The 12,983-nt window shown below is 63.7% G+C and carries 13 protein-coding genes; 4 read left to right on the top strand and 9 right to left on the bottom strand.

The features are described from left to right. Positions 1-4 precede the first annotated feature (4 nt). Positions 5-1,147, bottom strand: coding sequence for a hypothetical protein (locus PNO31109_RS11035; protein ID WP_053822732.1), 1,143 nt, complete (start codon positions 1,145-1,147; stop codon positions 5-7). 111 nt (positions 1,148-1,258) lie between these two features. On the opposite strand from PNO31109_RS11035, the gene mads1 reads away from it, so the two are divergent. From mads1 to PNO31109_RS11015, 4 genes are all read left to right on the top strand, one after another. After that, complete coding sequence (gene mads1 / locus PNO31109_RS11030; protein ID WP_053822733.1) at positions 1,259-1,462, top strand: methylation-associated defense system helix-turn-helix domain-containing protein MAD1; 204 nt, start codon at positions 1,259-1,261, stop codon at positions 1,460-1,462. A gap of 44 nt (positions 1,463-1,506) precedes the next feature. Further along, positions 1,507-3,879: a type I restriction-modification system subunit M gene (locus PNO31109_RS11025; protein WP_053822734.1), complete on the top strand. Its 2,373-nt coding sequence runs from the start codon at positions 1,507-1,509 to the stop codon at positions 3,877-3,879. A 77-nt stretch (positions 3,880-3,956) separates the two neighbouring features. Then, a complete protein-coding gene (locus PNO31109_RS11020) occupies positions 3,957-5,276 on the top strand; it encodes a restriction endonuclease subunit S (RefSeq protein WP_223819439.1) in 1,320 nt (439 codons plus the stop codon). Further along, entirely contained in the window at positions 5,263-8,262 is a 3,000-nt protein-coding gene (locus tag PNO31109_RS11015; RefSeq protein WP_053822736.1) for a type I restriction endonuclease subunit R, read from the top strand. The genes PNO31109_RS11020 and PNO31109_RS11015 overlap by 14 nt, the downstream gene beginning before the upstream one ends. A 6-nt stretch (positions 8,263-8,268) precedes the next feature. On the opposite strand, the gene PNO31109_RS11010 is transcribed toward PNO31109_RS11015, so the two are convergent. The 8 genes from PNO31109_RS11010 to PNO31109_RS10975 form a co-directional block, all read right to left on the bottom strand. Beyond that, positions 8,269-8,559 carry a hypothetical protein gene (locus tag PNO31109_RS11010; RefSeq protein WP_053822737.1) on the bottom strand — a complete coding sequence of 97 codons (291 nt, stop codon included), beginning with the start codon at positions 8,557-8,559 and terminating at the stop codon, positions 8,269-8,271. Positions 8,560-8,637: 78 nt separating this feature from the next. Then, a complete protein-coding gene (locus tag PNO31109_RS11005) occupies positions 8,638-9,102 on the bottom strand; it encodes a lysozyme (RefSeq protein ID WP_053822738.1) in 465 nt (154 codons plus the stop codon). Beyond that, positions 9,099-9,575 carry a hypothetical protein gene (locus PNO31109_RS11000; protein WP_053822739.1) on the bottom strand — a complete coding sequence of 159 codons (477 nt, stop codon included), beginning with the start codon at positions 9,573-9,575 and terminating at the stop codon, positions 9,099-9,101. The genes PNO31109_RS11005 and PNO31109_RS11000 overlap by 4 nt, the downstream gene beginning before the upstream one ends. Continuing rightward, the gene (locus tag PNO31109_RS10995; protein WP_060784892.1) at positions 9,572-9,874 is read right to left on the bottom strand and encodes a DUF6127 family protein; all 303 of its coding nucleotides are present in this window, start codon (positions 9,872-9,874) and stop codon (positions 9,572-9,574) included. The genes PNO31109_RS11000 and PNO31109_RS10995 overlap by 4 nt, the downstream gene beginning before the upstream one ends. Positions 9,875-9,937: 63 nt before the next feature. Then, a complete protein-coding gene (locus PNO31109_RS10990; RefSeq protein ID WP_060784893.1) occupies positions 9,938-10,291 on the bottom strand; it encodes a DUF2793 domain-containing protein in 354 nt (117 codons plus the stop codon). A 29-nt stretch (positions 10,292-10,320) separates the two neighbouring features. After that, positions 10,321-12,540, bottom strand: a complete 2,220-nt coding sequence (locus tag PNO31109_RS10985; RefSeq protein ID WP_060784894.1) for a phage tail protein — start codon at positions 12,538-12,540, stop codon at positions 10,321-10,323. After that, the gene (locus PNO31109_RS10980; protein ID WP_053822741.1) at positions 12,537-12,749 is read right to left on the bottom strand and encodes a hypothetical protein; all 213 of its coding nucleotides are present in this window, start codon (positions 12,747-12,749) and stop codon (positions 12,537-12,539) included. Before PNO31109_RS10980 ends, PNO31109_RS10985 begins: the two co-directional genes overlap by 4 nt. After that, positions 12,746-12,976: a hypothetical protein gene (locus tag PNO31109_RS10975; protein WP_053822742.1), complete on the bottom strand. Its 231-nt coding sequence runs from the start codon at positions 12,974-12,976 to the stop codon at positions 12,746-12,748. The genes PNO31109_RS10980 and PNO31109_RS10975 overlap by 4 nt, the downstream gene beginning before the upstream one ends. Positions 12,977-12,983 lie beyond the last annotated feature (7 nt).

Raw genomic sequence — 12,983 nt, 5'->3', positions numbered from 1 at the left:
TTCCTTATCCGTACCGGCGTTGGGCTGGGTCAGCGTCCTGTAGCTGAAACGCGTCCAGGGTCCCGGCGTCACCGCCAAGACTCGATCGCACACCTTCGTAAATGAAGTCCTGCAGGATGTCGAAATCGAAATCGACCAGGGCTGCGTTTTCATGGGCCTTCTGCAGGCAACGCGGATAGTGCGGCACCGGAAAGCCGTTGATCGCGTCAGCCAGCATCGAGCCGAGGATGGTCTGAGCATCGCCAACTTGCGGAACAAAGACGTCAACCGGCCACACCGGGTCACGCCGGTGCGACCCGAATTTCACCAAGAACATCTTGCCGCCGACAAACTTGTTGGTCTCCCCGCCATCATCAGCGCGGTCATCTCCTCGCGCGAACTCCGACCAGACGTAGGCCTTCTCCTCCACTTCACGCGGCACTTCCACGTAGGCCGGGTAGTCAGTTTGAAGCACGCCTTCCAGGGCCATGGCGAGCCGATACCGCGAAAGCACCTTGCTGTGCTTGGCCACACCAGCGAGGTACACCCGACGACGGCTCTTGTTCCACTGCGCGTCGATACGCTCCTTCATGCCTTGGAGCAGCCGCTGGAACCGATCCTTGGCGAAGACCTTGCTGCGCAGCAGGCCGTCGCAAACGATCAAGGTATCGGTGCCAAAGTCCTTCTTCAGGATCGCGAACAAGATGGCCCACTCGACCAGCTCCCGGTAGACCTGCACCCAGCTGGGAGAGACCGGCTTGCCCTTGTCGGTCGGTCGAATCATGTGAGAGAGCGCCGGCAGGTTGTCGACGCCCAAAAAAGCCATCATCTCGCCCAAGGCTGTGCGCGCCGACCCGTCCGACCCGAACTGACGCTCATTGAGCTTCTGAACCGGTGTGGTGGGCGAGACGGCCTCCAAGCAGTACTCGTTGTTACTGCTGTCCACCACCCGGACCAGCTGGATCAGAAAGGGGTCGAACTGGAGCTGGTTGTTTCCGCCATCGGTGCCGACCAGCGAGATGGACGTCGTCGCGCGCGGCTGAATGCGGCGTGTGGCGCTTTTCAGCGGGCGAATCTCTTCCCGCAGCGCATCCAGCACCCCTTGGTCGGTGCCGATGCAGTCCGCGATGGCCTCCTTCAGTTGGGCCTGGCTTGCCGGGTCGATCATCCCCCCTCCTGCCAAGTAAATCGGTTAGCTGTTCAAGATTGCACGATTTTGCCGTATCCTAGCCAAGATTACCACCATGCCGGCCTACTTTCGGCACCGGGTGAAACAGCGATGACAGACGACGCGGCAGAGATATTCACGCTCGATGAAGTGGCGGCCTACCTCAAGGTGGGCAAGCGCACGGTGTACCGCCTGGCAGCGGCCAAGAAGATCCCGGCATTCAAAGTCGGGGGCACCTGGCGCTTCCGGCGCCAGGAAATCGACCTGTGGATCACGGAGCAGACCGAAGGGGGGCGGCAAGGCCATAAGGATTGACATGCCCAAGCCCAGCCCGTGCCGCGCGAACAGAACATGACGATATGAACAGCGGAAAAGTACAAGACCAAAGCCAGATCAAATGGATCTCCGACTTCATCTGGAACATCGCGGATGACCGCCTGCGCGACGTGTACGTGCGCGGCAAGTACCGCGACGTCATCCTGCCCTTCACGGTATTGCGGCGGCTAGATGCGGTGCTGGAGCCGACCAAGCAGAAGGTGCTGGAGCGCAAACGCTTCCTCGACACGAACAAGGTCGCCGAGCAGGACGGGGCCTTGCGCATGGCCGCCGGCCAGGCCTTCTACAACACGTCCGAATTCACGCTGGCCAAGCTCAAGGCCGCAAGCCAGGGCCAGCGCCTGCGCGAAGACTTCATCGCCTACCTCGACGGCTTTTCGCCCAACGTCCAGGAGATCCTCACCAAGTTCAAGTTTCGCGACCAGATCCAGACCCTGGTCGATGCCCATGTGCTGGGCTATCTGATCGAGGACTTTCTCGACCCGGACATCAACCTGTCGCCGTTGCCGGTCAAGGACGCCGACGGCCGCATCAAGCTGCCCGCGCTGGACAACCACGGCATGGGCACCGTGTTCGAGGAACTCATCCGTCGCTTCAACGAAGAAAACAACGAGGAGGCTGGCGAGCACTTCACACCGCGCGACGTGGTCAAGCTCATGGCCAAGCTGCTGTTCCTGCCCGTCGCCGACCAAATCCAGTCCGGCACCTACCTGCTCTATGACGGCGCCTGCGGCACCGGGGGCATGTTGACCGTCGCGGAGGAGACGCTTCAGGAGTTGGCCGAGGAGCACGGCAAGGAAGTTTCCATCCATCTCTTCGGGCAGGAGATCAATCCCGAAACCTACGCCATCTGCAAGGCCGATCTGCTCTTGAAGGGCGAGGGCGACGAGGCCGAGCACATCGTCGGCGGCGCGGACAAGTCCACCCTCTCGGCCGACCAGTTCCGCGCCCGCGAGTTCGACTTCATGATCTCCAACCCGCCCTACGGCAAGAGCTGGAAGACCGATCTGGAGCGCATGGGCGGCAAGCAGGGCTTTTCCGACCCGCGCTTCATCGTGAGCCACGGCGGCGCCCCCGAGTTCCGGCTCATCACCCGCACCAGCGACGGGCAGCTCATGTTCCTCGTGAACAAGCTGCAGAAGATGAAGAAGAACTCACCCCTGGGCAGCCGCATCGCCATCGTCCACAACGGCTCGGCCCTGTTCACTGGCGACGCCGGCCAGGGCGAAAGCAACATCCGCCGTTGGGTGATCGAGAACGACTGGCTCGAAGCCATCATCGCGCTGCCGCTCAACATCTTCTATAACACCGGCATCGCCACCTACATCTGGGTGCTCGCCAACCGCAAGGCCGAGCACCGCAAGGGCCGCGTGCAGTTGATCGACGCCAGCAAATGGTTTGCGCCGCTGCGCCGCAACCTGGGCAAGAAGAATTGCGAGCTCGCCGAGGCCGACATCCAGCGCATTCTGGACCTCTACCTCGGGCAGCCGCAAGACACACCCGAATGCAAATGGTTCGACAACGCCGACTTCGGCTACTGGAAGATCACCGTCGAACGCCCGCTGCGCTTGAAGAGCCAGCTCAAGCGCAGCGCCATCGAGAGCCTGCGCTTTGCCAGCGGCGATGAGGCGCTGCGCGCCGAGCTTTGGGCCCGGTATGGCGATGCGCTCTACACCCGGTTCGCCAAGCTCAAGCCCGAAATCGAAGCCTGGCTGAAGGGCGATACTGGGGAAGAAGAAGACGAATTGGAGGGCGATGAGGACGAGGGCACGCCCGCAAAGAAGGCAGTGCCCGAGAAGCGCCGCAAGAAGCTGCTCGATGCCACGACGTGGCAACGCGACAAGGCGCTGCTGGAACTGGCGCTACTGGCTCGGCAGGAGCTGGGCGACGGCGTCTTCGACGACCACAACGTGTTCCGCAAGCGCTTCGACGCCGCCATGGCCGCACACGACAAGAAACCGACCGCCGCCGAAAAGAAGGCGATCTTCAAGGCCGTGAGCTGGCGCGACGAATCGGCGCCGCCGGTGATTGCCAAGCGCACCAAGCTGAAAATGGACGGGCACTTCGAGCAGGGCTTTGACGGCAGGTATTTGGAGGTCGTTGGCAAGGATCGCTTCCTGGTCGAGTACGAGCCCGACCCGGAGCTGCGCGACACCGAGCAGGTGCCGCTCAAGGAGCCCGGCGGCATCGAGGCGTTTTTCGAGCGCGAGGTGCTGCCCCACGCCCCGGATGCCTGGATCGACCGGAGCAAGACCCAGATCGGCTACGAAATTTCCTTCGCCCGCTACTTCTACAAGCCCGCGCCGCTGCGCACACTGGCCGAAATCCGCGCCGACATCCTCGCGCTGGAGCAGCAGAGCGAGGGTTTGCTGAAGAAGATCGTGGGGGCGGTGTGATGGCGGCGGGCAGCGCGTATCCGTGCTACCGCGACTCTGGCCTGCCATGGGCTCCCAGGGTGCCCGCTGACTGGCAAGTGCTGCGCAATGGTCGGCTGTTCAGCCACCGTGTGGAAACGGGTTTTCCTGAGTTGCCGATTCTGGAGGTGTCGCTGCGCACAGGCGTTCGCGTCCGGGACATGGACAACCTGAAGCGCAAGCAGATGATGAGCCAGAAGGAGAAATACAAGCGCGCGTGCAAGGGCGACATTGCCTACAACATGATGCGCATGTGGCAAGGCGCGGTCGGCCCCGCTCCTGCCGACGGCTTGGTCAGCCCGGCCTATGTCGTGGTGAGGCCCTACGACGAGGCGAACAGCCACTACTGCAGCTACCTGTTCCGCACAGCAGCCTACATGCAGGAGGTCAACAAGTTCTCGCGTGGCATCGTGGCTGACCGCAACCGGCTGTATTGGGAGTCCTTCAAACAGATGCCCTCGCTTGTGCCTCCGCGCCCCGAGCAAGACCAGATCGTCGCCTACCTGCGCGCGCAGGACGCGCACATCGCCCGCTTCATCCGCGCCAAGCGCAAGCTCATCGAGCTGCTCACCGAACAGAAGCTCGCCATCATCGACCGCGCCGTCACGCGCGGCCTGAACCCCGCCGCGCCGCTCAAACCCTCCGGCATCGCATGGCTGGGCGAGGTGCCAGCGCATTGGGAGGTGAAGCCACTGAAACGGTGGGCACGCCTTAACGCCAGAACGCTCGGCGAGAAAACAGACCCCGACTTCGAGTTCCGCTACGTGGACATCGGCTCGGTAGGAACCGGGCGCTTGGCGAAGGAACTTGAGCGCATCCGCTTCGAGGCTGCGCCGTCCCGAGCGCGTCGCGTCCTGCGCCGAGGCGACACCATTATCTCGACTGTGCGGACTTACCTGAAGGCCATCTGGTATGTCAGTGAGGACGCAGAAGACCTGATCGCATCCACCGGTTTCGCGGTGCTCACACCCAGCAACAGTGTGGAGCCGGAGTACCTCGGTTACGTCATCCAGAGCAACGCCTTCGTGAACCGGGTGACGGCCAATTCCATCGGCATCGCATATCCCGCCATCGCAGAAACTGTGCTGGGGCGCTTCCCTGTGGCGTTGCCGCCAACCGTGAATGAGCAGCAGGACATCGTTGCGCACATCAAGACCGAGAGTGCGCCGCTGGACGAAGCCATCGCCCGCGCCGAGCAGGAAATCAAGCTGATCCGCGAATACCGCGACCGTCTCATTGCCGACGTGGTCACCGGCCAAATCGATGTGCGCGGATGGCAGCCCGGCCCGGACGATGTGGCGAGCGACGAGGAACTGGCTGCCTTGGGCGACGACGAGGCTGGCAACAGCGACGAGGAGGAAGCCGATGGCGACAACTGACACCAGCGAAAAAGGTCTCGAAGCCCTGATCGTGCGCGATCTGGTCGCCTGCGGCTACGTGCAGGGCCATGCCGCGGACTACCACCGCGACGTGGCGCTGGACCTGACCCAGTTGCTCGCCTTCTTGCGGGCCACGCAGCCGAAGGCCGTCGAAACGCTGAACCTGGACGCCGATGGCATCCAGCGCACCCAGTTTCTGCACCGGCTGCAAGGCGAGATCGCCAAGCGCGGGGTGGTGGACGTGCTGCGCAAAGGTGTGGGCCACGGGCCGGTACACGTCGATCTCTACAAGCTGCTGCCCACGCCGGGCAATGCGGCCGCCACCGAGGCCTTCGGCAAGAACCTCTTCAGCGTCACCCGCCAGGTGCGGTACAGCAACGACGAGTCTCAGCGTGCGCTGGACATGGTGGTGTTTATCAACGGCCTGCCGGTGCTCACCTTCGAGTTGAAGAACTCACTGACCAAGCAGACCGTGGCGGACGCCGTGGTGCAGTACCAGACCGACCGCAACCCGGCCGAACTGCTGTTCCAGCTGGGCCGCTGCATCGCCCACGTGGCGGTGGACGATGCCGAGGTGCGCTTCTGCACCCACCTGACCGGCAAGACCTCCTGGTTTCTGCCCTTCAACCAGGGTTGGAACAGCGGCGCGGGCAACCCGCCGAACCCGAATGGCCTGAGGACCGACTACCTGTGGAAGCAGGTGCTGGCCAAGGAGTCGCTGGCCAACATCATCGAGAACTACGCGCAGGTCATCGAGGAGGAAGAGGAAGACACCAATGGCCGCAAACGCAGGACGCGCAAGCAGATTTTTCCCCGCTTCCACCAGTTGCGCACCGTGCGCGCGCTGCTGCGCCGTTCGCGCGCCGACGGCGTGGGCAAGCGCTACCTGATCCAGCACTCGGCCGGCAGCGGCAAGAGCAACACGATTGCCTGGCTGGCACACCAGCTGGTGGAGCTGAAGACGGCGGCGGACAACACACAGGCGCAGTTCGACTCGGTCATCGTCATCACCGACCGCCGCGCGCTGGATGCGCAGATCGCCCGCACCATCAAGGCCTACGACCACGTGGCTTCGATCTACGGTCATTCGGAAAGCGCCGACGAGCTGCGCACCTTCCTGCGCCGGGGCAAGAAGATCATCGTCACCACGGTGCAGAAGTTCCCGTTCATCCTGGACGAACTGGGGGACCTTGGTGACAAGAAGTTCGCGCTGCTAATCGACGAGGCGCATTCCAGCCAGGGCGGCAAGACCACGGCCAAGATGCATCTGGCGCTCTCCAGCCAGGCGGCAGAGGGCGCCGAGGAAGAAGAGGAGTCGGTCGAGGACAAGGTCAACGCCTTGATCGAATCCCGAAGGATGCTGGGCAACGCCAGCTATTACGCCTTCACGGCCACGCCCAAGACGAAGACCCTGGAGCTTTTCGGCGAGCGCCAGGTGGTGGGCGACACGGTGCAATTCCGTTCGCCCGAGGAGCTCACCTACACCACCAAGCAGGCGATCCAGGAGGGCTTCATCCTCGACGTGATCGCCAACTACACGCCGGTGTCGAGCTTCTACCACGTCGCCAAGACCGTCGAGCACGACCCGGAGGTGGACAAGGCCAAGGCGCTGAAGAAGATCCGGCGCTACGTGGAGTCCCACGACAAGGCCATCCGCCGCAAGGCCGAGATCATGGTCGATCACTTTGCCGAACAGGTGATCGGCGCCAAGAAGATCGGCGGCAAAGCCCGCGCGATGATCGTCTGCAACGGCATCGCCCGGGCCATCGACTACTTCCGCGAGGTGTCGGACTACCTCACCGAGATCAAGAGTCCGTACAAGGCCATCGTGGCGTATTCTGGCGAGTTCGAGGTGGGCGGCTCGAAGAAGACCGAGGCCGATCTCAACGGGTTTCCGAGCAAGGACATTCCGGCCAAGCTCAGGCAGGAGCCGTATCGTTTCCTGATCGTCGCCAACAAGTTTGTCACCGGTTTCGACGAGCCGCTGCTGCACACGATGTACGTGGACAAGCCGCTGGCCGGCGTGCTGGCGGTGCAGACGCTCTCGCGCTTGAACCGGGCGCACCCGCAGAAGGCCGACACCTTCGTGCTCGACTTCGCCGACAACGCGGAGGCCGTGAAGGCGGCGTTTCAGGAGTACTACCGCGCCACGATCCAGGAGGGGGAGACTGACCCGAACAAGCTCCACGACCTGAAGAGCGACCTGGACGCACAGCAGGTCTACAGCTGGCAGCAGGTCGAAGACCTCGTTGCGCAGTACCTGGGCGGCGCCGAGCGCGACCGGCTCGACCCGATCCTAGATGCGTGCGTCGCCGAGTACGTCGAAAAGCTCTCGGAGGACGACCAAGTGAAGTTCAAGGGCAAGGCGAAGGCCTTCGTCCGCAGCTATTCGTTCCTTTCGGCCATCCTGCCCTACGGTCACCCGGCCTGGGAGAAGCTGTCGATCTTCCTGAACTTCCTGATTCCGAAGCTGCCCGCGCCCAAAGAGGAAGACCTGTCCAAGGGTGTGCTGGAGGCCATCGACATGGACAGCTACCGCGCGCAGGCGCAGGCCTCGATGCGCATGGCCATGGACGACACCGATGCCTTGGTCGAACCTCCACCGCCCGGTGGTGGCGGAGGTGGCGGCGAGCCGGAACTGGATCGTTTGTCGAACATCATCAAGCAGTTCAACGACCTGTTCGGCAACATCGAGTGGCATGACGCCGACAACATTCGCAAGGTCGTCACCGAAGAGATTCCGGCGCGCGTCGCGCAGGACAAGGCCTACCAGAACGCGCAGGCCAACTCGGGCAAACAGAACGCGCGGCTGGAGCACGACAAGGCGCTCAATCGCGTGGTGTTGGAGCTGCTGGACGACCACACGGAACTCTTCAAGCAGTTCAGCGACAACCCGAACTTCAAACGCTGGCTGGCGGACATGGTGTTCGATTCGACCTATCGCCCCGGTGCAACACCGCCCGCGCCGCCGCAGGGCAGCGCGTGAATCTGTTCACTCAAGGTGCCCGACCACATCAAGTCGTTGGTCGCCGCGCTGGAACGCGCCAAACCATGCATCGCGGGAATTGGCATGGGCCCGGCTGAGCAGCATGGCGAAGCCGTCGCCGCCGTGCTGGCAGGCCGTGCCGAAATCGCTGGTGTCAAACCGCGCCTCTCGGATCAGCGTTGGAGCGACGGACTTCATGGCGTACTCGAAGAGATCGAGAAGATGGGCTTGCAAGGATTCGTCGACATTCGCGGCGGTGACGTCGTCGATGATGGCCTTCTTGAATCGTGGGTTCACAGCGCACTCCAGAAATCAAGGAGATGACATGAACGCGCTGTTTCGGCGTGAAGCCAAGCGCTTGCGAACTGCTCGTTTTCAGGCATTGCAAAGGAGCCAAACGGCCTCAGCTTCCCGACGCGATACAAGGCCGGGGAGCACCTTGCCGCCGCCATAGATCCAGCGCCGCAGCTCCGTCGCGGCGGCGGGCCAGTCCCGCTGGTTGATCCGCCGCCGCAGCGTCGAGGTCTGCAAGCGCCCACCACCGAGGTTGAATGTGAAATCCACGATGGCCGCCAACCGCCCTTCGGGTTCGGAGGCCAATACCGGGCAATAGCGCAGCGTGGCGGCCAGCGCCGTGTTCAGGTCGAGGGCGAGATACGCTTCCGCTTCGTCCTCGGTGATCGGCGGGTGCTGGGCATCGCAGAGGTGGCCGAAGCCAATCGTCCAATACCCCGCCGGGCAGATGTACGGATACGCGCGGCCCGGATCGGCTTTCGGAACGCGGTGGAAGCCCTCGAAGCGCTTGGCCAGATCGATGGCCGATTGCGGCACCTCGATCACGGCCGCACCCGGTCGAACACGCGACCCAAAAACCAGAAGTTCAGCACCCCGGCCCACAGCGCCTGGTCGGCCTCTGTCCACGCGTGCAGGACGGCCAAGCCCCATCCCGTGCCGGCAGTCACGGCGGCCGCGAACGCCGCCGTCTTGGCCGCGCAGTACAACGCCATGAACCAGTAGGTGATCACGGGCCGCACGCTGCACGACAGCGCGTCGGCCCAACGCACGCCGGTTTTCTCTCCCTGCGTGCGCACGGCTTCGCGCAGCGTCTCGATGGCACCGACGTTCCACGCCGCATCCGCGCTCGCGCCGATCTCGGCCATCCGCTGCGCGCCGCGCAGCTTCTCGAACTCCAGTGCCTTGTCCTGCATCGCCAGTTCGTGGCCGCGCTCGCCCTTGCGGTCGAGCCATTTCAGGATTTCCGGCGCGAGACGGAAGGCGCCGCCGAGGAGGCCGCCAAGCAGAGTCTCGATCATTGGGGGCCTCCCATCAGTTTGAGTTTGATGGCGGCACCGACCAGCAGCGCGGCCAGGATGCCGGTGGTGACCACTTTGATGAAGGTTTGCCACGCGGTGCGCCGGGCATCGCGCCACGCATCCAGCAGATCACGCAGCTCGCGGATGTCGCGCGCCGCGTGGCCGTTTTCCAGGCCGAGATGGGCGAGGCAACGCTCGGCTCCGCGTTCGGCGGCACGGTCGAGCAGTTCGTCGAAGTCCTCCTTGCGCAGCAGGAGCATGTTCTCGACGAGCGCTGGTTTGCTGTCAGGTTCAGTCATGGGTGGTCTCCAGAAATGCGAAACCCGCCTCGAGGGCGGGTTTCAGGTGGGCGAAAGTAATGATCAGAAGGCGAGGCCAGGGCTCCAGCCGGAGGCCTTGTAGACTGAGAGCACGCCCTCGTCCTCGATGAAGCAGGTCCAGCCGATCTTCGGAGCATAGAACGACCACCCCGCATCGATGCGGACGGCAATCTGGCCGGCTTTTCCGGCCCAGGCACCGGTGGGATTGGCCGCCACGATGTAGCGGTCGCCGTTGGCGGGCGAGGCCGGCGGCGTGGCTTGCGCGCGCGACTTCACCGACAGCTGCAGCACCGCATCGAGCAGCTTCAGGTTGGCGTCCATCCCCGTGTTCCAGCCCGACTCGCGGGCGGCCCAGCCGTAGTTCACGCCCAAGTTCGGGCCTTGCAGAGCTGCCATGTCATTCTCTCCAATGGATTGTGGTGGGGTCATTCCCCATAACTTGCCCCATAGAACATCCCGTAGCCCCGGCACTCGGGGATGTCGATTTGTTGGGCCTGCCAGCTGCTGTGGCCGTCGCGTACCGTCTCCACCTTGACGGTCAGTTTCTCGTTCGGACGATTCAGGCCGCTGTCGGCAATCTCAGTGGCCATCGGATAGGTCCAACTCGTGCCGGTCAGTCCCGTCTCGGTGTGCTTGAGCGTGCCGGCCTCGCCGTAGATGCGCACGGTGTAGGTCGTGCCGGTCTCCGGACCGATATTCGCTTCGCCTTGCGTCACCAGATAGGCGGTCTGCAGCACCCGGCTGCGGTGCGCCCAGCTGACCGTCACCTCCCCGGTGATGTAGCTGAGGCTATAGTCGAGGTTGTTTACGCGGAACTTGCCGGGTGGATAGGGGCGGGTCTGCCGTTTGGCGAAGGTGTAGTTGATCGCCGGTGCCGACGCCTCGGCCAGAACGCCCATCCCGGTAGCTGGCAGCACCTTGGTTTGCACCGTCTCGCCGCTCAGGTATTGGGTCGCGTTGTAGAACTGTCCACCGTCGACGAAGTACATCCGGGCGCCGGCCAAATGCGTGACAGGCACCGTGTCCAGCACGCCCCGATCCACCGTTACCGTGCCGGCGGCGACATTCACCGCCTTCACCGCGACCAGCTCGCCATCGAGCAGCGCGTAGGTGCCCAGCGTGACCAAATCCAAGTCCACCCCGTACAGCACGTTCAGTACTGTCTCGGTTTGCCCGATATCGTTTGCCAGCACGCAGGAGGGGACGAAGTCACCGACGCCGATCTTCTCAAAGGCCGCCGAGCCCTGTCGGGTCAGCACTGCATAGTTGATCGCCGCATCCGAGGGTCGCACGACGGAGACGGACAGGAACCCGCCATTCGGATCAATCTCGGCCTGGGCGGCGGCCGACTCGCCGGTCAGCTCGTGAACAATCGTCCAGTACGGCAGTTCGCTCACTGACACGAAATTCGCGGCGATAGGCGCTTGCCGGGGATCGACCCAGCCGCTCTCGGCGGGTGCGAGATAGACGGCATCGGGCAGGCCGAACACGTCCTCGACGCAGGTGATCCGCACCCGGCCGTCGGCCAGCGTCCCGTAGCTGATCTGCGCGACCCGAAGGATCAGTTGCTCGATCCGCAGCTCGGGCCAGGAGAGTCTGAACACGTCGCCGATGTTGAGGCTGGCGGCCGTGCGGTTGGCCACCAGCGTGATCTTCGCCAGAGTGGACGAAAGCTGGCGCAGATCCCGCATCGCGAGGCGTGCGGCTAAGGCGCCGTTGGCCACGCCCTCGTAGCTGACCTTGGCGTCCTTGATTTCCCCCAGGGATCGCTCGATGCCGGCGATGTCCTGCACCGAGATCGACACGCTCTTGTCGGTCGTGCGGTCGTGGTAGGACAGTGTGACCTGATTGATCAGCTCCTCCGGCAAGGTGCGCTCGAAAGACTCCAGCCGGATCACGTTGGTCTGGTTCAGCTCCAGCAGCGTCGCCGGATCGTAGTCGTCGCGGGTCAGCTTCAAGGTGAACAGGCCGGTGCGGGGGCTCACGTAGATCGAACCGTCGATGTGCTGCAGGATGCGTTCGATGAAGGCCTCGATGTCCTGTTGCTGATCCCACAGGATCGACAGCCCGAAATTCTCGGCATAGAGCGTGTCGGCAGCGGCACGGAAGGAGGCGTCGTCGATCTCTGCCGAGCTGTAGCCCCGGCCCCAGGTGCGGTCGGTCAGGCACTCATAAATGATGTGCGCCGGATTCATGTCGCCCGCGATGGCGGCCTTGTCCGAGTACCACTGCGGCGAGCCGTCGGATCGGCGGATGATCCGCGTGAGTTCCGCGCTCCAGGGCTTGATGTAGGGGTTCATCGCCGACAGTTGCGGCTGACGTAGCACCAGCGACACCACGCCCCGGAAAGCTGGCACATTGGTTCCCAGCTTGGCCACGAGATAGTCGTTCTGGCCGTCCGCCGCATTGCCCATCACCAGGTCCACGGCGCCGACGATACCGCCCTCACGGTCGTCACCGCCGAACAGGTCGGGCTGATTGATGGTGATCTGGCCGCTAGACGTCATCGACCCCGACCACGCCGTGCGCTCGCCGACGACAATCTTGTTGAGCGAATCGACCGGACCGTGGCACAGCGTCAGATGCATCCCCGCGTAGTAGCGGTAGCCGACCGTGACGCTCTTGCTGCCTTTGCCGCCGCTCATGCCTTGGCTCCCGTTTCGGCCCGCTCCACGTGCTCGGCCAGCCGGATCGCCATCGCGTCCCCGGTGGCGCGCAGCCAGTCGGTGCTCACGCCTTGCCGGCGAAAATCATCGAAAGTCACGCCGTCACGCGGAAACCATCGGCGCAGACCAGCGTTGCAGTAGCCGAGCGCCTTGGCATCGAGATGGGTAGCAATGCGGGGTTCGCTCATTTCTTGCCGCCTCCCTTGGTCTTGATCGGCGCCGTGCGCACGTCGCCGAACCAGACGCAGTTCGGCTGCTTGATCGTCCGCGTGCCGAACAACACCGGGATCGGGCTGTCGGTCGCGGCGACCGGCGCATCGACATCGCCGGGCTGCGGCGTGGTGGTCTTGGGCTTGGGGGCGAGCAGCGACGACAGGACCGTCGTGATCACCCACACGATCAGGTATTGCCACATGGAAAAG

Source organism: Pandoraea nosoerga (genome assembly GCF_902459585.1).
Lineage (GTDB): Bacteria > Pseudomonadota > Gammaproteobacteria > Burkholderiales > Burkholderiaceae > Pandoraea > Pandoraea nosoerga.
Note: the sequence above shows the minus strand (reverse complement) of the source record. Positions and strands in the feature narration are given on the sequence as shown.